Genomic DNA, 18,469 nt, shown 5'->3' with positions numbered 1-18,469 from the left:
AGACGTCATTGGCATGGCGCTGTAACACACCTGTTGGAGGCTCGCGGAACGCCTTCCGGATCACCGGTAAAACCCACCCCCACCTGGCCGGGTTCGGCCGGACGAGGCGTCCCCACGTGTGAGGAGACATTGATGAGGCACGAGGCATCCCGCCGCAACTTCTTGAGATCTGTCGGCGTCGCGGGCGGCGCAGGCATGCTGTATTCGGCCATGGGCGCGCTCGGTGTGGCACCGGTCCCCGACGCACGGGCGGAGGAGTACCGGCCGCCCCGAACCAGCGACTTCTCGCTCACCGGACAGAGCGGCAAGAAGGTCCTGATACTCGGCGGCGGCATAGCCGGCCTGGCGACGGCGTACGAGCTGGGCAAGGCGGGCTACGACTGCCGGATCCTGGAGGCGAAGGACCGCCCCGGCGGCCGCAACTGGACGGTCCGCGGCGGCACCACGCTCACCGACCTGGACGGGAGCACCCAGACGGCCTCCTTCTCCAAGGGCCAGTACATGAACGCGGGCCCGGCCCGGCTGCCGCAGTCCCACGTCACCCTTGAGTACTGCCGTGAACTGGGCGTTCCCCTTGAGGTGTTCACCAACCAGAACGCCAACGCGTACATCTACCACGAGAAGAGCGCCGCCCAGGCGGGCAAGGCGATCCGCTGGCGCACCGCGAAGGCCGACACCTACGGATATGTCTCCGAGCTGCTCGCCAAGGCCACCGACCAGGGCGCCCTGGACAGAGAACTCACCGCCGACGACAAGGAACGGCTGATCGCGTTCCTGCAGAACTTCGGTGCCATCAAGGGCAAAGCCGACGGCTTCGGCTACACGGGCTCCGACCGGCGCGGGTACTCGGTCGAGCCGGGGGCGGCCTTCGAGGAGGGCACGGTGCTCTCCCCGGTGCCGTCCCTGTCGGACGTCATCGGGAGCGGCGTCGGGCAGCGCTTCTCCTTCGAGTTCGGCTACGACCAGGCCATGCTGATGTTCCAGCCGGTGGGCGGAATGGACGCGATCCCGTACGCGCTGGCGAAGGCCGTCGGAGAGAACCGGATCACCTACGGCGCCAAGGCGATGGAGGTCAAGGATCTCCCTGACGGCGCCGAGGTCGTCTACCAGGACGCACAGGGCCGAACCCGCAGCCGGCGCGCCGACTTCGTCGTGGCGGCGGTTCCGCCCATGGTCATGGCCCGGATCAAGCACAACCTCGGCGCGGACGTCACCGCCGCGCTGAAGTACCCCGCCGCGACCCCGGTCGGCAAGGTGGGGCTCGAGTACCGCAGTCGCTGGTGGGAGACGGACGAGCACATCTACGGCGGCATCACGGCGACCGACATGGACCTGGCGGCCCTCTGGTATCCCTCCTACGGCTACCAGGGCCGCCGTGGCACCCTCATCGGCTACTACAACACCGGCGCCAACGCCCTCACCTACAGCGCCCTGCCCCACGCCAAGCGGGTGGAGCGGGCGGTGAGCCAGGGCGTGAAGATCCACGGGGACAAGTACCGCACGGAGCTCGACCAGTCCTTCAGTGTCGCCTGGCACCGCACGCCTCATATCGAGGCCGGCTGGGTGTCCTGGCCCTCGCAGACCGGCCCGGAGTACAAGCTGCTCAACAAGCCCGCAGGCCATGTCTACTTCGCCGGCGACTGGCTCAGCCATGTCATCGCCTGGCAGCACGGCGCGTTCTCCTCGGCCCGCAAGGTCGTCACTGACATCCACGAGAGGGTGATGGCCGCATGAAGCGACGTACGAAGATCCTCACCGCCACGACCCTGGCCGGAACGCTCCTCACCGGCGGCACCGCGCTGGCCGACGCCGGGGGCTGGTGGCCCGGCCCGAAGACAGTACGCGTGATGCTGCCCGAGGGGCAGTCCAACCCGGCCATCGCGAACGGCGTGGCGCTGGGCGGGGAGGTGGCCGTCTACCAGAGCAGCGGCCTCGGCCCGTCCGCGCTCAACCCGAGTGCGCCGGAGGGCACGCCCGAGCGCTACACCGACCCCTCTCTCACCGAGGGGGCGGAGGGGGTCACGATCACCGAGGCGCAGTCGCTCGTCGTACTGCGCAACATCAGGACCAACCTGGAGGCCGCGGGCGTCACACCGGCCGACGTCATCACGATGAAGGCCTACCTGGCGAAACCGCCGGGCGCCGAGACCGCCGACTACGCGGGCTGGAACCGCGCGTACCGGCAGTACTTCGCCAACGTCGACCTGAAGTCGCAGCAGGTCGTCGCGGTGCCCATGGGAACCTCGGCCCCCAAGCCGCCGCTGCTGGCGAACAAGGCCCGCCCGGCGCGGGCGACGATGGAGCTCGCCTCGCTGGCCGTGCGGGGGTGGCTCGTCGAGGTCGAGGTGACCGCGACGTACAAGAAGCGCTAGCGTCCTGCGCCAGTAGTTGATCGTTAGTAGTTGCGTGACTTCTGCTGCTGGTGTGTCAGTTCCTCGTCGGGGCCCGAGGCTGGAACCGTTGCTGCTGTCCGATGACGAGCGGGCGGTGTTGGAGTGGTGGACGCGGCGGGCGTCGTCGGCCCAGGCGCTGGCCCTGCGCGCGCGGATCGTGCTGGCGTGTGCGGGGCCTGAGGTGCCGCCGATTGTCGCGGTCGCCCGCGAGTTGTGGGTGGCCGCGGACACGGTCCGCAAGTGGCGGCGGCGGTTTCTCGCCGAGCGGCTGGACGGGCTGGTGGACGAGCCCCGGCCGGGCCGGCCGCCCACCATCAGCGTTGATCAGGTGGCAGCCGTCGTGTTCACGACGCGCGCGAACAGCTGGTGGGGCCTCCCAGGGCTCCTCTCGCTGAACGAACTGCCCTTCGGCCACCCTGTCGATCACAGGTGGTGTGTCCCGCTGGATGAAGGAGGCGTGCTGTCCGTCTTCAGCCCAGACGGCGCGTACTTTGTGCATGACCTCCGCCTGGAAGAGCCGCTGGGCTGGCGGGAGACGGCGATCGCCGCGGGCGACCGGATCCTTTCGCTGTCCCAGGCGAAGCAACAGGCGCGCGAACTGGAGCAGACGCGACAAGCCTTGGCGGAACACACGGACCAAGCGCTGCCCGCCGAGGCGATGGTGGAACTGCTGTTCCGGGACGAGTTCCACGACCACCGCGGTCTGGTCGAGCTCCTGTACGTCTACTGGAGGCTGGTCGCCGAGGTCGCCGACGCCTGCGGGGCGGAGGCCGCTTGGCGGGATGCAGCGCGCGGAAGGTTGCCGACGCGGTTGGCACGGACGCCGTCACCGGGCCTGCGGCCACGCGTGACAGGCTGCTCGCCGAACTGGCCATGGCGGACGTGGTCCACATCGCCGTACACGGGACGCTGGACCAGGACGCGCCGTGGATGCACTGCCTCTACCTCACCCCGGACCGTGACGACGACGGCCGGGTCTTCGCCTACGACTTCCTGGAAGTCGACCTGCGTGGTGTCCGCCTGGTTGCTCTCGCCGCATGCGAGTCCGCGCTGGGCCGGTTCGACCGCGCGGACAACGTCCGTGGCTTCCCGTCGGCACTGATCACCGACGGCGTTCCAGCAGTACCTCGACGCCCACGAACTGCCCAGCCCCCGCTGGTGGCGCCAAGGGCAGTGATCAAGGAAAACCAAGATCCCCGACAGAGTCGCTCAATGTGCCCTGGCCGCCTGACGGCCGCTCTCCGGCACCAAAAAGGGCGAGGCCCGAAGACCCCGCCCGATTCGCAAGAAACACCAGGTCACGGCCACACCAGGCAATACGGCTGATGCCCCGCCTCATGCAGCCGATGCGAGAAGTCCTGCCACTCGTGCAGCAGTTGGTACACGTTGAACGCGTCCCGGGGGCCGCCCCGGTCCGGGACCGTCGACCATATGAAGGCCGCCGCGCCGACCGCCTCCTCGCCGATGCCGCGCAGGGGGTCGACGACCGTCATGGGGAGTCTGACCACCGCGTAGTCGGGGTGCAGGACGACCAGTTCCAGGGGCGGGACCTTGTTCAGCGGGACGCCCTCGATGCCGGTGAGGACCATCGCCGCCATCGTCTCCGGCTTGATCTTGGTGAACATGCCGTTCATCCCGAGCTCGTCGCCGCCGAGTTCCTCGGGGCGCATCGAGATCGGGACGCGGGCTGCGGTCGCACCGTCCGGTGCGCCGAAGTACTTGTACGTCACCCCCACCCGACCACCATTCCTGCTCCCCGGCCTCAGCCGGTCGACCCGTCGGTCGGCCCGCTCCAGTTCCTCACTCGGTCCACCCGGCCCGCCCGGTACAACGTGTCCGTGACGTGGTTCGTTCGATTCCTCCGCCTCGCGTCGGTGCCTTCCCCGATGGGCACGCCGAGGACCCAGGTCGTCAGTCCCCTCGCCCAGTCCGCCACCGCGATGCATATCTCCACCCGAGTGCTGTTCCAGGACGCGCAACCCCCGCCGCGCAACCCGATCATCGTGTCAGTGACCTCCCCCACGGCCGCCCGCCGAAACGTGCGTTGAAACACCTGTCCGCAGGCCTTCGCAGCCTCTGAACAGGCCTCCGTAGGCCTATCCGTACACCAATCCGTAACCCATCCGCACACTCATCCGCACGCCATCCGTACACCTATACGTACGCCAGGGCCGGGTGAGCTGTGTGTATCAGCATTCAGTTTCGCAGATCACACCGGGCAGGGGGGCGTCCGTGACTGTCTGCCGGGTCAGGGACGGGCTCGGTGCAGGGCCGGAAGCAGGCCCGGAGCAGGGCCGGAAGCAGGCAGGGAGCGGTCCGGGAGGCAGGTCGGGCGCGGGGCGACAGTGGCCTCGCCGTCCCCGTCGTCCACTGGCCTACCCTGAGGTGGTCACTGGCAACCGGAGTCCGAGTAGTCGGGGAAGGTCGGAGAAGTCGCAGGTCATGAGCGAATATCCCTATGCATACGAGGTGCCTGTCTCGCAGGCCCTGTTCGACCGCGCGGCCGCCGTCACACCGGGTGGTGTGAACTCCCCGGTGCGTGCCTTCCGCGCGGTGGGCGGAACGCCCCGGTTCATGGTGTCCGGCACCGGCCCGTATCTGACGGACGCCGACGGGCGTGAGTACGTCGACCTCGTCTGTTCCTGGGGGCCCATGATCCTCGGGCATGCGCACCCGGACGTGATCGCCGCCGTGCAGGACGCCGTCGCGCGCGGGACCTCCTTCGGTACGCCCGGTGAGGGCGAGGTCGCGCTCGCCGAGGAGATGGTCGCCCGGATCGAGCCCCTGGAGCAGGTGCGGCTGGTGTCCAGCGGCACCGAGGCCACCATGTCGGCCATCCGGCTCGCCCGCGGGTTCACGCGCCGCAGCAAGGTGATCAAGTTCGCCGGGTGTTACCACGGTCACGTGGACTCGCTGCTCGCCGCCGCCGGATCGGGAGTCGCGACCTTCGCGCTGCCCGACACCCCCGGCGTCACCGGCGCCCAGGCCGGCGACACGATCGTCCTGCCGTACAACGACCTCGACTCCGTGCACGCCGCCTTCCGGGCCCACCCCGGTGAGATCGCCTGCGTGATCACCGAGGCATCCCCGGGCAACATGGGCGTCGTACCGCCGCTGCCCGGCTTCAACCAGGGGCTGAAGGACGCGTGCGCCGCGAACGGCGCCCTGTACGTCTCCGACGAGGTCATGACCGGCTTCCGGACCAGCAGGGCCGGTTGGTACGGCATCGACGGCGTCCGGCCCGACCTGATGACCTTCGGCAAGGTCATGGGCGGTGGCTTCCCGGCCGCCGCCTTCGGCGGGCGCACCGATGTGATGGAGCACCTCGCGCCCGCCGGGCCCGTCTACCAGGCCGGCACCCTCTCCGGGAACCCGGTCGCCACCGCCGCCGGCCTCGCCCAGCTGCGGCTCCTCGACGACGCGGCGTACGAGACGGTCGACGCCGTGTCGGCGCAGGTGCAGGCGCTGGTCTCGGACGCGCTCGCCAAGGAGGGGGTCGCGCACACGGTGCAGAACGCCTCCAACATGTTCAGCGTCTTCTTCACGGACCGGCCGGTGCGCACCTACGAGGACGCCAAGGCGCAGGAGTCGTACCGTTACACCGCGTTCTTCCACTCGCTGCTGGCGAACGGCGTCTATCTGCCGCCGTCGTCCTTCGAGTCCTGGTTCGTGTCCACGGCCCACGACGAGCGGGCCATCCAGCGGATCGCCGACGCCCTTCCGGCGGCGGCCCGAGCGGCAGCGGAGGCCACCGCAGCATGAGCAACAGCACCAGCGACATCACCGTCGTCCACCTCATGCGGCACGGCGAGGTCGCCAACCCCGACGGTGTCCTCTACGGCCGTCTCGCGGGCTACCACCTCTCGGAGCTGGGCCGGCAGATGGCCGACCGGGTCGCCGAGCACCTCGCCGCCCGCGACATCAGTCACGTCGGCGCCTCCCCGCTGGAGCGGGCGCAGGAGACGGCCACGCCGATCGCCAAGGCACACGGGCTGGACATCGCCACCGACGAGCGGCTCATCGAGGCCGAGAACGTCTTCCAGGGCAAGGCCTTCGGTGTCGGCGACGGGGCGCTGCGGCGGCCGGAGAACTGGAAGCACCTGGTCAACCCCTTCAAGCCGTCCTGGGGTGAGCCGTACGTCGACCAGGTCGTGCGCATGATGGGCGCGCTGAACCTGGCGAAGGACCAGGCGCGCGGGCACGAGGCCGTGCTCGTCAGTCACCAGCTGCCGATCTGGATCGTGCGGTCCTACGTCGAGAAGCGGCGGCTGTGGCACGACCCGCGCAAGCGGCAGTGCACGCTCGCCTCCCTGACCTCCTTCACGTATCAGGGCGACAAGATCGTCTCCGTCGGCTACAGCGAGCCGGCCCGCGATCTCGTCCCCGCGCATCTCCTCGCCGGAGCCAGGCCGGTGAAGGGGCAGGGGCAGGGCAAGGCTTTCGGGGCGTAAGGAGACCTCCTTCGGGGCGAAGGAAAACCCTCTTCGGCGCGTAGAGAAACCCCCTTCGGGGCTCGACGCGAGGTCTCTCGTCGAGCGGAGGTCTCTCGTCGAAGCGAGGCCCCAAGGCGTAACCCCTTCCCCGGACGCCTCTTGTTACCAAATCCATAAGTCTCGCAGGAACCTCCCCGTTCGCCGCCTCCTCTGATTGGGTGACCACCCACCAGAGGGACATGACGAACGGGGATGCGATGCGCACTCTCTCCCGCAGGGGAATGCTCGGGCTCGGCGCGGGCGCCGCGGCCACCGTAGGACTCGGCGGCTGCGGAACCTTCACCTCGTCGGACAAGCCGGGCCGTGCGGGAGATTCCGGGAGCGACCGTCCCAGCAGTAGTCCCAAGCCCGCCGCCCGCCCCCTCGGTGACGGCTCCACCTCCTTCACCGGCAAGCAGCCCCACCAGCCGGCGAAGCCGGAGCCGTTGGAGCCCGGGCAGACCCCGCCGCAGTTCGTCGTCTTCTCCTGGGACGGTGCCGGCGAGGTCGGCAACGGCCTCTTCCCGCGCTTCCTGGACCTCGCCAAGGAGCACGGCGGGAGCATGACCTTCTTCCTCTCCGGGCTGTATCTGCTGCCGGAGTCGAAGAAGCGGCTCTACGACCCGCCGAACAACCAGCGCGGCGCCTCCGACATCGGCTATCTCAGCGACGACCACGTCAAAGCCACCCTGGCCAACGTCCGGCGGGCATGGCTCGAAGGGCACGAGATAGGCACCCACTTCAACGGGCACTTCTGCTCCGGCCACGGCACGGTCGGCGACTGGACGCCCCAGCAGTGGCGCAGCGAGATCGACCAGGCGAAGGGCTTCGTCAAGGAGTGGCGGACCAACACCGGCTGGAGCGATCTGCTGGCCCTGCCGTTCGACTACGACAAGGAACTCGTCGGCGCCCGCACGCCCTGTCTGCTCGGCCAGAACAACCTGCTGCCCACCGCCCGCGAGCTCGGCTGGCGCTACGACGCCTCCTCGCCGGGCGGCCGTCAGACGTGGCCGGACAAGCAGCAGGGGATCTGGGACCTGCCGTTGCAGCAGATACCTTTCCCCGGCCACAGCTTCGAGGTCCTCTCGATGGACTACAACATCCTCGCCAACCAGTCGGTCAACTCCACCAAGGCGCCCGCCTACAACTATCCGGGCTGGCGGAAGCAGGCCTCGCAGGCGTACATCCAGGGATTCAAGCGGGCATACGAGACAAACCGCGCCCCCTTCTTTGTCGGCAACCACTTCGAGCAGTGGAACGGCGGCATCTACATGGACGCCGTGGAGGCGGCCTTCAAGTACATCGCGCGGGAGAAGGAGAAGGGCGAGGACGTCCGCCTGGTCTCCTTCCGGCAGTTCGTGGACTGGATGGACGTACAGAAGCCCGAGGTGCTCGCCAAGCTCCGCACGCTCGATGTCGGCCAGGAGCCCACCGGGGGCTGGAAGGAATTCCTGAGGGTCACGCCGTCGAGCGGCTCGACCGCCTCCGGGCAGCCCGCCTCAGGGCAGGCCACCTCCGGGTAGCCCGCCTCCGGCTTGGCCGCCTCCGGGCAGCTCGCCTCCCGGTAGCCCGCCTGATATGCGGGTTTCCACCGGCAAGGGGGGTGCGCAAGATCCCCGGAACGGACATGCGAAACTTTTCACATGAGTGCCGCCCGTAGTCGCACCCGTGTCCGCTTCACCCTGCTCACCGCCGGTGCCGTGGCCGCCGTCGCACTGACCCTGTCCTCGTGCAGTTCCGGCGGCACCTCGGGCGGTGGCGGCAACACCAACTTCATCACCGGGGCCAACGGCATCGCCACCGTCGACAAGGGCGAGCGGGCCGACGTCCCCGAGCTGTCCGGCAAGACCGTCGACGGCGGTCAGGCGGACGTCGCCGACTACAAGGGCAAGGTCGTCGTTCTCAACGTGTGGGGCTCCTGGTGCCCACCCTGCCGTGCCGAGGCGAAGAACTTCGAGACGGTCTACCAGGACGTGAAGGACCAGGGCGTCCAGTTCGTCGGCATCAACACCCGCGACGCCAGGGTCAGTCTGGCCAGGTCCTTCGAGAAGGAGTTCGGCGTCAGCTACCCGAGTCTCTACGACCCGACCGGCAAGCTGATGCTCCGCTTCAAGAAGGGCACGCTCAACCCGCAGGCCATCCCGTCGACGCTGATCATCGACCGGGACGGCAAGGTCGCCGCGCGCACGTTGCAGGCACTCAGCGAGGAGAAGCTGCGGGCCATGCTCAAGCCGGTCCTCGCGGAGAAGTGACGTGACCGCGGTGTCCACACTCGCCGCGGGGGGCCTCAACGGCACGGTGCTCAACGGCGCCCTGCTGGTGGCCCTGCCCATCGCGCTGCTGGGCGGTCTCGTCTCCTTCTTCTCCCCGTGCGTCCTGCCGCTCGTCCCCGGCTATCTCTCCTACGTCACCGGCGTCGCCGGCACCGACCTGGCGGAGGCCCGGCGCGGGCGGATGGTCGCCGGCGCCTCGCTCTTCGTGCTCGGCTTCACCGCCGTGTTCGTCTCCAGCGGGGCCCTGTTCGGGTACTTCGGCGAGACACTCCAGGACCAGAGAAGCGTCACGTCCAAGGTGCTGGGCGTGCTCATGATCCTCATGGGTGTCTTCTTCATGGGGCTGATGCCCTGGATGACCCAGCGGGAGTTCCGGCTGCACAAGCGGCCCGCGACCGGGCTGATCGGTGCCCCGTTCCTCGGCGCGATGTTCGGCATCGGCTGGACCCCGTGCATCGGTCCCACGCTCGCCTCCGTGCTGACCTTGTCCTCCCAGCAGGGGAGCGCGGGCCGTGGGGCCATACTGACCGTCGCGTACTGCCTCGGTCTGGGCATACCGTTCGTACTGGCCGCGGTCGCCTTCCGCAAGGCCCTCGGGGCCTTCGGCTGGATCAAGCGCCACTACGCCTGGGTCATGCGGATCGGCGGCGCCATGATGATCGCGACCGGCCTGCTGCTGCTGACCGGGGCGTGGGACAGCATCGTGCAGGAGATGCAGACCTGGTCCAACGGCTTCACTGTGGGGATCTGATCGATGAGCAAGACCACACCGCCCGCCGCCGCCGAGCGGGCCGAGGACCAGGACGTCGGCGCGGCCCGCTCCCAGCTCTCCACCGCCCCCCAGGAGGACGCTCCCGGTCTGCCCACCCTGGGCGTCATCGGCTGGGCCCGCTGGTTCTGGCGTCAGCTCACCTCGATGCGGGTCGCGCTGCTGCTGCTCCTGCTGCTGTCGCTCGGCGCGATCCCCGGCTCGCTGATCCCGCAGTCCGGGACCGACGCGACGAAGGTCGCCGACTTCCAGAAGAACCACACGTTCCTCGGGCCGGTCTACGACAAGCTCGGTCTCTTCCACGTCTACAGCTCGGTGTGGTTCTCGGCGATCTACATCCTGCTGTTCATCTCCCTCATCGGCTGCATCGTGCCCCGCAGCTGGCAGTTCGTGGGCCAGCTGCGCGGCCGCCCGCCGGGCGCTCCCCGGCGCCTGACCCGGTTGCCCGCCTACACCACCTGGCGCACCGAGGCCGAGCCGGAGCAGGTCCGCGAGGCCGCGCTCACCCTGCTGAAGAAGCGCCGCTTCCGCGCCCACCTCGCCGGTGACGCCGTCGCCGCCGAGAAGGGCTACCTGCGGGAGACCGGCAACCTCGCCTTCCACATCGCGCTGGTCGTGATGCTGGTCGCCTTCGCCTGGGGCCAGCTGTTCAAGTCCGAGGGCAACAAGCTGGTCGTCGAGGGCGACGGCTTCTCCAACACCCTCACGCAGTACGACGACTTCAAGTCCGGGAACCTCTTCACCCAGGACGACCTGGACCCGTTCAGCTTCAACCTGGACAAGTTCACCGGCACCTACGAGCCGTCCGGCCCGAACCGGGGCACCCCGCGCACCTTCCAGGCCGCCGTCGACTACAGCATCGGCGCCTACGGCAAGGACAAGAAGACCACCATCAAGGTCAACGAGCCGCTCCAGGTCGGCGACTCGAAGGTCTACCTCACCGCCCACGGCTACGCGCCGGTCATCACCGTGCGCGACGGCAAGGGCGAGGTCGTCTTCCAGGACGCCGTAGCGCTGCTGCCGCTCGACTCCAATGTCACCTCCACCGGTGCGATCAAGGTCATGGACGGCTACCGCAACGCCAAGGGACAGAAGGAACAGCTCGGCTTCCAGGCCGCGTTCCTGCCGACCTACGGCGGCGGCACCTCGGTGGTCTCGCAGTTCCCGGCACTGACGAACCCGGTACTCAACCTGGAGGCCTACCACGGCGACCTCGGGGTCGACGCGGGCATCCCGCAGAGCGTGTACCAGCTCGACAAGACCAATCTGAAGGGGTTCAAGGACTCCAAGGGCAAGCAGCTGCGGAAGAACCTGCGGCCCGGGCAGACCATGCAGCTCCCGAACGGCGCCGGCTCGGTCACCTTCGAAAAGGGGATCAAGGAGTGGGCGAACTTCCAGGTCACCCGCCAGCCCGGCAGCGGCTGGGCGCTCGGCGGCGCCTTCGTCGCCATCTTCGGCCTCGCCGGCTCCCTGTTCATCCAGCGCCGCCGCGTGTGGGTGCGCGCTGCGCGCACCGCTGACGGGGTGACGGTCATTGAAATGGCCGGCCTCGGCCGCAGCGAGTCCGCCAAGGTGCCCGAGGAACTCGGCGACCTCGCCGGGATCCTGTACGACCAGGCACCGGGCGCCCCCGAGCCAGAAGACCCCTCCGAAGACGCCCCCGAAGGCCCCTCCGAAGGCCCCTCCGAAGGCCCCTCCGAAGAGCCCTCCACCCCCGACTCCACCTCCGACTCCGACGTCGTACCTGCTGAAGGGGCTGAGACGAAATGACTCTCGCCGCCGCAACGAACGAAAACCTCGCGCACCTCAGCAACACGCTGATCTACTCCGCGATGGCCGTCTACACGCTCGCCTTCTTCGCCTACATCACCGAATGGATCTTCGGCAGCCGCAGCAAGATCGGCCGCACCGCGGCCGCGCTCACCGGCGATACGGCCTCGAAGGCGCAGGCGCCGGCCGTGACGGTGAAGAAGGCCGGCACCACCGCCGTACTGGAACGGCCCAAGGTCGTCGTACGGGCCGCGGCCGGGGCGCGGGACGTGCCGGACGGGCCAGGGGCGCACGGCGGGGACGAGCAGGGCGACCTCTACGGGCGTATCGCCATCTCGCTCACCGTGCTCGCGTTCCTCATCGAGTTCGGCGGGGTGTTCGCCCGGGCTCTCTCGGTGCAGCGGGCGCCGTGGGGCAACATGTACGAGTTCAACATCACCTTCTCCACCGTGGCCGTGGGCGTGTACCTGACGCTGCTCGCGCTGCGGAAGAACGTGCGCTGGCTCGGGCTGTTCCTGATCACGACGGTCCTCCTCGATCTCGGCATCGCCGTCACTGTCTTGTACACCGCCAGCGACCAGTTGGTTCCCGCCCTCCACTCGTACTGGCTGTACATCCACGTCTCGACCGCGATCCTGTGCGGCGCGGTCTTCTACGTGGGCGCCGTCACCACGATCCTGTACCTGTTCAAGGACTCGTACGAGAACAAGCTCGCGAACGGCGGCACCCCCGGCACCTTCGCCACGTCGTTCCTGGAGCGGCTGCCGTCCTCGGCGTCCCTGGACAAGTTCTCCTACCGCGTCAACGCGGCCGTCTTCCCGCTGTGGACGTTCACGATCATCGCGGGCGCGATCTGGGCGGGCGACGCCTGGGGCCGTTACTGGGGCTGGGACCCCAAGGAGACCTGGGCGTTCATCACCTGGGTCGCCTACGCCTGCTACCTGCACGCCCGCGCCACGGCCGGCTGGAAGGGCCGCAAGGCCGCCTACCTGGCCCTGATCGCGTTCGCCTGCTGGCTGTTCAACTACTACGGCGTCAACATCTTCGTCGGCGGCATGCACTCCTACGCCGGGGTCTGACACCCGGGCACCCTCGCGGCGAAGGCCGGTTCCCGTGACCCACCTGGGTCACGGGAACCGGCCTTCGCCAGGTGAGACGTACCGCCCCGTCAGCCCACCGTGATGGAGTCCAGCTTCGCCCGCAGATAGGCGTGCGAGTCGACGGGTTCGTACGCCACCCGCCCCACCGGCGCCGGGACGGACTCCACGCGGGTTCCCGGGGTGCACTCGCCGAAGTAGACGAGGGACATCAGCTCCTCGGCGGGCGCGTCGGCCGGCGGCGGCAGCACCCGGTGCCGGCCGGACCGCCACCGGTCACCGGTCCACCGGGCCATCAGGTCACCGATGTTGATGGTGAACGCGTCCGGATCGTGGGGCGCGTCCTCCCAGCCGCCCTCGTCCGTGTACACCTGCAGGCCGCCCTTTCCGGCCTGCCGGTCGAGGATCGTCACCGTCCCGAAGTCGGTGTGCGGGCCGATGCGGAACTGACCGGGCTCCGGCTCGCCGACGACGTCGGTCCCCGGATACCAGTTGATGTTGAAGCCGTACGTCGGATGGTCCATGTGCCGGGAGAAGAAGCCGGGTCCGAGTCCGAGCGCCTCGCCCAGCAGCGACAGCAGCTCCTTCTCCAGGTCCGCCATCCGGGCCAGGTACTCCTCGCACAGCACCTGGAGCTCCGGCACCTGGGCGGGCCACACGTTCGGCGCGTACCACTCCGCGTTGACGACCGGGTCGTCGAACGCCTCGTGTGTCGCGAAGGTCAGCGACTCCTTCAGGTCGGGCGGCGTCGGCGTCCCCTCCGCGTACCCGTTCGCCTCCGCCCCCGGCCCGAGCCAGCCGCGCCCGCCGACCTGCGCGGTGTACGGCTGCTTCACCTCGACGGGCATCCGGAAGAACGCCCGCGCGGCCTCCCGGATCCCGGAGCGCAGGGCCGGGTCCACCCTGTGCCCGGTGACCAGCAGGAACCCGGCGGTCTGCAGGGCCTCGTCGACGGTCCGGGCGATCTCGGCACGGGCGTCCGGGCCACCGCTCAGCCAGGGCTTCAGGTCGATCGTGGGGATGCGGGGCTTACTCACCGATGTCCTCGTTCCACAGTGCCGGATGGTTCTTGATGAAGTCGCGCATCATCGCGACGCACTCGGGATCGTCGAGCAGCACGATCTCCACGCCGGCCTCCGCCAGCCAGTCGTGGCCGCCGTGGAAGGTGACCGCCTCGCCGATCACCACCCGGGAGATCCCGAACTGGCGGACCAGGCCCGAGCAGTACCAGCACGGCGAAAGGGTCGTCACCATCGTCGTACCGCGATACGACCGCTGCCGTCCCGCCGCCCGGAAGGCGGACGTCTCCGCGTGCATGGAGGGGTCGTCGTCCTGGACGCGGCGGTTGTGGCCGCGGCCGAGGAGGGTGCCGTCGGGGCCGTGGAGGGCGGCGCCGATGGGGATGCCGCCCTCGGCGAGGCCGGCGCGGGCCTCCTCGACGGCGCCGGCGAGCCAGGTGCGTGCCGTCACCTGATCCAGAGGGTTCATGGGGTCCCTGGGGTCCATAAGATCCATGCCTTCAATCTCCTGCGGCCGAAACACGAGGGCAACGTGCGGAAAGTACTCTCCCGGCATCCCGCAGCCGGACGAACTGTCAGCGCCCTGGAGGTGCCCGTGCCCGCACTCACCCTCCGTGATGTCCTGGCCCTCGACCTGGTACGGGCCGCCGAGCCCGAACTGCTGGCCGGGGAGAGTGCCCTGGACCGCCCCGTGCGCTGGGTCCACTCCAGTGAGGTCTACGAGGGCGCCAACTTCCTGGACGGCGGCGAACTGCTCCTCACCAACGGCTTCGGGCTGACGGACGCCGACGACGAGGTCCGCCGCCGCTATGTGCGTGAGCTGGCGGCCCGGGGCGCGACCGGACTCGCGGTGGAGGTGGGCCGCTCCCTGCCCAGCATGCCGGCGGAGGTGACCGACGAGGCCCGTCGGCTCGGCCTGCCGCTGCTCGCCCTGCACCGGGTCGTGCCCTTCGTGCGCATCACCGAGGCCGCGAACCGGGCGATCGTGGCGCGGGGCCTGTCGGGCCGCTCCGTGGTCCGTCCGTGGGGCGACGATCATACGGCGGCCCTGCTGGCGGACCTGGCGGACCGGGCCGCGCTCAGCCAGCCGGAGGCGGAGGCGAGGTCCGCGCTGGCCGGGTTCCACCCCGGCCCCGGAGCCCGGGTGGTCGGGGTGTCCCTGCACGGCACACGGGACGTGAGCACGGTCGACCGGGCGGTACGGCTGCTCGGCGGGGCCGGCGGGGCAAGCGTGATGCGGGCGGCCTTCCCCGGCGATGTCCTGGCACTGCTCGCGCTCAACGGCAACAACCGGCCCGGCGACCCCATCCGCACCATCCAGGACGCCTTCCGCACCGCAGCCGACCCCGGACACACCACCGCCCGCCCCGGCCGCACCGGAGCCGACCCCGGACACACCACCGCCCGCCCCGGCCGCACCGCAGCCGGTCCCCGGCTCACCGTCGCCGTGGGCCACGCCGTCACCGCCGACGGCGGCTGGCTGCGCTGGAGCGACACGCTGCGGGCGGCCCGTACGACACTGGAGCTGGCGCTGACCGTCCCCGCCGCCGAACCCGGCATTCCGGACGGCCCCTTGGTGACGTCCTCCCGCGCCCTCGCCCTGGAACGGGAGCTGACCCGGGGCGGTGTGGAAGCCAACCGGGAGCGCCTGGCGCGGCTGGTCCAGCACGCCCTGGGCCCCCTGCTCGCCTGGGAGGCGGCCCACCCCAGCGACCTCGTCCGCACCCTGGAAATCCACCTCCGCCACGGCTGCTCCCCCACCCGCACAGCCGCCCTGCTCCACATCGGGCGCCAGTCCCTCTACCAGCGGCTGGAACGCATCGAGTCCCTCCTCGGCCTGGAGATCGACGACCCGGACCTGCTGGGGGAACTGCTGTCGGCGTCCTGTGCGCACCGCGTCGTACGGGGGACCGGGACGACCCGGGTAGCTCTGCGCACGGCGGCCTGAAACCGCCGGGAATCTCTTTCTGGGCGTCTCCGCCGACGGGTGCCGGCGCTATAAGCCCAGTAGTTACCGTGCGCGATCCAGGTGAGGTCACTATTCGGCCGTGACCGAAAAGAATGCAGAGACGGTAGGCAGGTGTTCAGGCCGGGCGGCAAGAATCCATCGCCGTGTGGAATGTGATGGTCTATTGTCTCCGATAGGAATTCGCGCGGGGGCATTGGTATGTAGTAAGTGCTCAGGCTGAGGCTCCGGCGGCTCCAGGAGCAGCCGTTGTCGACGAGTTCCGATGCCGTTGAAGCCGTTGAGGCTATACCTTCCGCCATCCGCGGTCAGTGTGCACTTCGCGCATCTCTGGCGCTCCGTGCTGCCCAACGGCCGGTCCGAAAGCTCCTTTTCATGGCTATGGACCGCTGATGTCGGTCCGCACCGCTACCCCGGGGGCCTGAACACCTTCATGACTTCCCACTTAGCCGTTCTCCGGCGCTGTCTGCCTGTCTGGGCGATTTCGATGCTGTGGACTCTCGCCTTCGGCCTGTGGGGACTGTCCCGGCAGCACAGCGTGTGGCGGGACGAGGCGGCGACCTGGCAGGTGGCCCGACGGTCGGCAGCCGACATCTGGTACATGCTCGGGCATGTCGACGCCGTGCACGGGCTCTATTACCTACTGATGCACGGACTCTTCGCATGCTTCGGGCCCACTACCACGACCCTGCGGCTGCCCTCCGTGCTGGCGATGGCGGTGGCGGCGGCCTGTGTGACGGCCATCGGCCACCGGCTGGCAGGGGCCTGGGCCGGCCTGGGCGGAGGGCTGGCGTTCGGGCTGCTTCCGGCCGTGCAGTTCTATCTCCAGGAAGGCCGCTCGTACGCGCTGGTCGCGGCCGCGGCCGCGCTCTCGACACTGCTGTTGGTGAGGGTGTCCGAGGCGCGTGGTGGAGCGATGCGCTGGGCGGCGTACGGCGGCACGGTCCTGCTGTGCGGGCTGCTGAACTGGCTGTCGCTGCTGATACTTCCCGCGCACGCGGCGACGCTGCTGTGGACGCGGCCCCGGCGTGAGATCTGGACAGGCTGGGCCGCTGCCTCGGTGGGCGCTACGGCGTGTGTGGTGCCGTTGATCCTTTTCAGCCGAGGCCAGTCCGAGCAGATTTCGTGGATACCACCGCTGACCTGGCACATGATGATCGGCCCGGCGGTCCTGCTGACGATCGGCGGCCTCGGAGCCCTGCTGGACCGGCCGAAGGCAGGCCGACTGTCGGCGGCGGCCGTCGGGCTGCCACTGCTGGCCGTGCCGCAGATCGGTCTGACAGGTCTCTCGCTGGTCCAGCCGCTGTTCCTGGACCGGTACGTCCTGTTCAGCCTGCTGGGTCTGGCACTGCTGATCGGTGCGGCGCTGGGTGCGGCGATACGGGCAGCCACACCGCGCTTCCCCAGAGCGTCGACGTGGATCCTCCCCGTGGTGATCGCCGGATCGGTACTGGCGCTGCTGCCGCAGTCGCTTGCCAAGCGGTCTCCGTCGAGCCGGGTGGACGACGTACTGGCGGTGGCAGCAGACGTGCGGCGTCTGAAGGCGACCGGGGACGCGGTCCTCTTCGTTCCGGCGGCGCGACGCGACACCAAGTCGGTCTCCCCCGGCGCCTTCACCGGTCTGCGGGACCTCGCTCTGACCCAGAGCCCGGAGGACTCCGGGACTCTCAAGGGTGTGGAGGCCGGACCAGCCCGAATACGGGCTGCGATGCTGGCCCAGCGGCGGATCCTGCTGGTCACGGACTCGACGAGGGTGGCGAAACCGGCGTCGGCGGAACGCGACAGGGTGAAGATCTCCGTGCTGCGGGAGTACTTCAGGGCGGGGGCGGACAAGCAGGTCCGCGGTCGGAGGGTGACGGTGTACGAGCGGCTCGGGCCGGATGCGTGATCCACGTAGGCAGTTGTAAGGCGTCAGGCAGTTGTAAGGCGTCAGGCAGTTGCAAGGCGTCAGGCAACGGTGGAGAGATAGCTGTAGAGCGCGCCCGCGCCTTCGAGCATCGCGTGCGTACGAGCCGTCAGGGCCTCTCCGCGTGCGCCGACGGCCGCCCGCAACGCCTCAGTGCTTCCCTCCCGCCGCAGCCCCTCCAGGACCGGCCGGATCTGGTCCAGGAGATAGTGATTGCGCCGCAGGGTGTGGATGAGACGGGCATCGCGCACATCGGCCGGGCTGTACACGCGGTATTTGGTCCCCCGCTCCCGATCCGGCGTGATCAGCCCCGCTGCCTCCCACACCCGTAGCGCGGACGTCCGTACGCCGATCAGCGCGGCCACCTCCCCGATACGCAGGCCCGACGAGGGCAGTGCCGCGGGGTGGTCCCTGGCCAGCGCTTCGAGTGCCTTGCTCGCCGCGCGCAGCGACTCCCGTTCCTGGTGCAGCGCGGCGTGCGCGGCGTCGACACCGCCCGCCTCCTCGCCGTACTCCAACGCCTCGTCGACGCGGGCCACTCCGTGGTGACGATCGAGCACAACCTGGACGTCATCCGCGCCTCCGACTGGCTGATCGACCTGGGACCGGCGGGCGGGGCGGCCGGGGGTTCGGTGGTCGCGGAGGGGACACCGGAAGAGGTGGCGACGGCGGACGCTTCACGGACGGGCGGCTTTCTTCAACCCGGCCTCTCCGGCACCGCATGGTCCGCGAAGGTGTGGCGGTAGCGCAGGTGCCGGGTCTCCTGGGTGGGCCGCGTTGTCCGCGACAGCACGAACCCTGACG

The 18,469-nt window shown here is 69.5% G+C and carries 15 protein-coding genes and 2 pseudogenes; 13 read left to right on the top strand and 4 right to left on the bottom strand.

Annotated features, from left to right (window positions below; all coding sequences use genetic code 11):
* The first annotated feature begins 132 nt into the window (after positions 1 to 132).
* The 3 genes from M2271_RS08415 (at position 133) to M2271_RS08405 (ending at position 3,495) form a co-directional block, all read left to right on the top strand.
* On the top strand, positions 133 to 1,734 hold the full coding sequence (locus M2271_RS08415) for a flavin monoamine oxidase family protein (RefSeq protein ID WP_280886468.1): 1,602 nt from the start codon (positions 133 to 135) through the stop codon (positions 1,732 to 1,734).
* Entirely contained in the window at positions 1,731 to 2,372 is a 642-nt protein-coding gene (locus M2271_RS08410; protein WP_280886467.1) for a Rid family hydrolase, read from the top strand. The genes M2271_RS08415 and M2271_RS08410 overlap by 4 nt, the downstream gene beginning before the upstream one ends.
* An 88-nt stretch (positions 2,373 to 2,460) precedes the next feature.
* A complete protein-coding gene (locus tag M2271_RS08405) occupies positions 2,461 to 3,495 on the top strand; it encodes a helix-turn-helix domain-containing protein (protein WP_280886466.1) in 1,035 nt (344 codons plus the stop codon).
* A 196-nt stretch (positions 3,496 to 3,691) separates the two neighbouring features.
* Here the strand turns inward: M2271_RS08405 and M2271_RS08400 are convergent, their stop codons facing one another.
* Positions 3,692 to 4,339, bottom strand: coding sequence for a hypothetical protein (locus M2271_RS08400; RefSeq protein WP_280886465.1), 648 nt, complete (start codon positions 4,337 to 4,339; stop codon positions 3,692 to 3,694).
* A gap of 496 nt (positions 4,340 to 4,835) precedes the next feature.
* Here M2271_RS08400 and hemL point away from each other — a divergent pair, with 496 nt between their 5' ends.
* The 7 genes from hemL (at position 4,836) to ccsB (ending at position 12,756) form a co-directional block, all read left to right on the top strand.
* Positions 4,836 to 6,155 carry a glutamate-1-semialdehyde 2,1-aminomutase gene (gene hemL, locus M2271_RS08395; RefSeq protein ID WP_280886464.1) on the top strand — a complete coding sequence of 440 codons (1,320 nt, stop codon included), beginning with the start codon at positions 4,836 to 4,838 and terminating at the stop codon, positions 6,153 to 6,155.
* Entirely contained in the window at positions 6,152 to 6,844 is a 693-nt protein-coding gene (locus M2271_RS08390) for a histidine phosphatase family protein (RefSeq protein WP_280886463.1), read from the top strand. Before hemL ends, M2271_RS08390 begins: the two co-directional genes overlap by 4 nt.
* A 239-nt stretch (positions 6,845 to 7,083) precedes the next feature.
* Positions 7,084 to 8,388, top strand: coding sequence for a hypothetical protein (locus M2271_RS08385; protein ID WP_280886514.1), 1,305 nt, complete (start codon positions 7,084 to 7,086; stop codon positions 8,386 to 8,388).
* 120 nt (positions 8,389 to 8,508) lie between these two features.
* Positions 8,509 to 9,117 (top strand): TlpA disulfide reductase family protein, encoded by a 609-nt coding sequence (locus tag M2271_RS08380; protein WP_280886462.1) that lies wholly within the window; start codon positions 8,509 to 8,511, stop codon positions 9,115 to 9,117.
* A 1-nt stretch (position 9,118) separates the two neighbouring features.
* Positions 9,119 to 9,889, top strand: a complete 771-nt coding sequence (locus tag M2271_RS08375) for a cytochrome c biogenesis protein CcdA (RefSeq protein ID WP_280886461.1) — start codon at positions 9,119 to 9,121, stop codon at positions 9,887 to 9,889.
* Positions 9,890 to 9,892: 3 nt separating this feature from the next.
* On the top strand, positions 9,893 to 11,677 hold the full coding sequence (locus M2271_RS08370) for a cytochrome c biogenesis protein ResB (RefSeq protein WP_280886460.1): 1,785 nt from the start codon (positions 9,893 to 9,895) through the stop codon (positions 11,675 to 11,677).
* Positions 11,674 to 12,756: a c-type cytochrome biogenesis protein CcsB gene (gene ccsB, locus M2271_RS08365; RefSeq protein ID WP_280886459.1), complete on the top strand. Its 1,083-nt coding sequence runs from the start codon at positions 11,674 to 11,676 to the stop codon at positions 12,754 to 12,756. The genes M2271_RS08370 and ccsB overlap by 4 nt, the downstream gene beginning before the upstream one ends.
* 89 nt (positions 12,757 to 12,845) lie before the next feature.
* Here ccsB and M2271_RS08360 read toward each other — a convergent pair whose 3' ends face one another.
* Together M2271_RS08360 and M2271_RS08355 are read right to left on the bottom strand one after the other, a co-directional pair.
* On the bottom strand, positions 12,846 to 13,811 hold the full coding sequence (locus tag M2271_RS08360) for a 2-oxoglutarate and iron-dependent oxygenase domain-containing protein (RefSeq protein WP_280886458.1): 966 nt from the start codon (positions 13,809 to 13,811) through the stop codon (positions 12,846 to 12,848).
* A complete protein-coding gene (locus tag M2271_RS08355; protein ID WP_280886457.1) occupies positions 13,804 to 14,262 on the bottom strand; it encodes a nucleoside deaminase in 459 nt (152 codons plus the stop codon). The genes M2271_RS08360 and M2271_RS08355 overlap by 8 nt, the downstream gene beginning before the upstream one ends.
* A gap of 126 nt (positions 14,263 to 14,388) precedes the next feature.
* Here M2271_RS08355 and M2271_RS08350 point away from each other — a divergent pair, with 126 nt between their 5' ends.
* Positions 14,389 to 15,741, top strand: a complete 1,353-nt coding sequence (locus M2271_RS08350; RefSeq protein ID WP_280886456.1) for a PucR family transcriptional regulator — start codon at positions 14,389 to 14,391, stop codon at positions 15,739 to 15,741.
* 451 nt (positions 15,742 to 16,192) lie between these two features.
* Entirely contained in the window at positions 16,193 to 17,647 is a 1,455-nt protein-coding gene (locus M2271_RS08345; protein ID WP_280886455.1) for a hypothetical protein, read from the top strand.
* Positions 17,648 to 17,706: 59 nt separating this feature from the next.
* On the opposite strand, the pseudogene M2271_RS08340 reads toward M2271_RS08345, so the two are convergent.
* Positions 17,707 to 18,156 (bottom strand): annotated as a pseudogene (locus M2271_RS08340) (MerR family transcriptional regulator); the annotation flags it as partial.
* On the opposite strand from M2271_RS08340, the pseudogene M2271_RS08335 reads away from it, so the two are divergent.
* Positions 18,154 to 18,411 (top strand): annotated as a pseudogene (locus M2271_RS08335) (hypothetical protein); the annotation flags it as partial. The pseudogenes M2271_RS08340 and M2271_RS08335 overlap by 3 nt on opposite strands.
* Positions 18,412 to 18,469 lie beyond the last annotated feature (58 nt).

It is taken from the genome of Streptomyces sp. LBL (genome assembly GCF_029893585.1).
Classification (GTDB): Bacteria; Actinomycetota; Actinomycetes; order Streptomycetales; family Streptomycetaceae; genus Streptomyces.
This window is presented reverse-complemented; position numbering and strand designations above follow the sequence as displayed.

Excerpts from the sequence above, each read along its gene's own strand:
- M2271_RS08415 (WP_280886468.1), top strand. The coding sequence starts at position 133 with ATGAGGCACGAGGCATCCCGCCGCAACTTCTTGAGATCTGTCGGCGTC.
- M2271_RS08410 (WP_280886467.1), top strand. The coding sequence starts at position 1,731 with ATGAAGCGACGTACGAAGATCCTCACCGCCACGACCCTGGCCGGAACG.
- M2271_RS08400 (WP_280886465.1), bottom strand. The coding sequence starts at position 4,339 with ATGCATCGCGGTGGCGGACTGGGCGAGGGGACTGACGACCTGGGTCCT.
- hemL (WP_280886464.1), top strand. The coding sequence starts at position 4,836 with ATGAGCGAATATCCCTATGCATACGAGGTGCCTGTCTCGCAGGCCCTG.
- M2271_RS08390 (WP_280886463.1), top strand. The coding sequence starts at position 6,152 with ATGAGCAACAGCACCAGCGACATCACCGTCGTCCACCTCATGCGGCAC.
- M2271_RS08385 (WP_280886514.1), top strand. The coding sequence starts at position 7,084 with ATGCGCACTCTCTCCCGCAGGGGAATGCTCGGGCTCGGCGCGGGCGCC.
- M2271_RS08380 (WP_280886462.1), top strand. The coding sequence starts at position 8,509 with ATGAGTGCCGCCCGTAGTCGCACCCGTGTCCGCTTCACCCTGCTCACC.
- M2271_RS08370 (WP_280886460.1), top strand. The coding sequence starts at position 9,893 with ATGAGCAAGACCACACCGCCCGCCGCCGCCGAGCGGGCCGAGGACCAG.
- ccsB (WP_280886459.1), top strand. The coding sequence starts at position 11,674 with ATGACTCTCGCCGCCGCAACGAACGAAAACCTCGCGCACCTCAGCAAC.
- M2271_RS08355 (WP_280886457.1), bottom strand. The coding sequence starts at position 14,262 with ATGAACCCTCTGGATCAGGTGACGGCACGCACCTGGCTCGCCGGCGCC.
- M2271_RS08345 (WP_280886455.1), top strand. The coding sequence starts at position 16,193 with ATGACTTCCCACTTAGCCGTTCTCCGGCGCTGTCTGCCTGTCTGGGCG.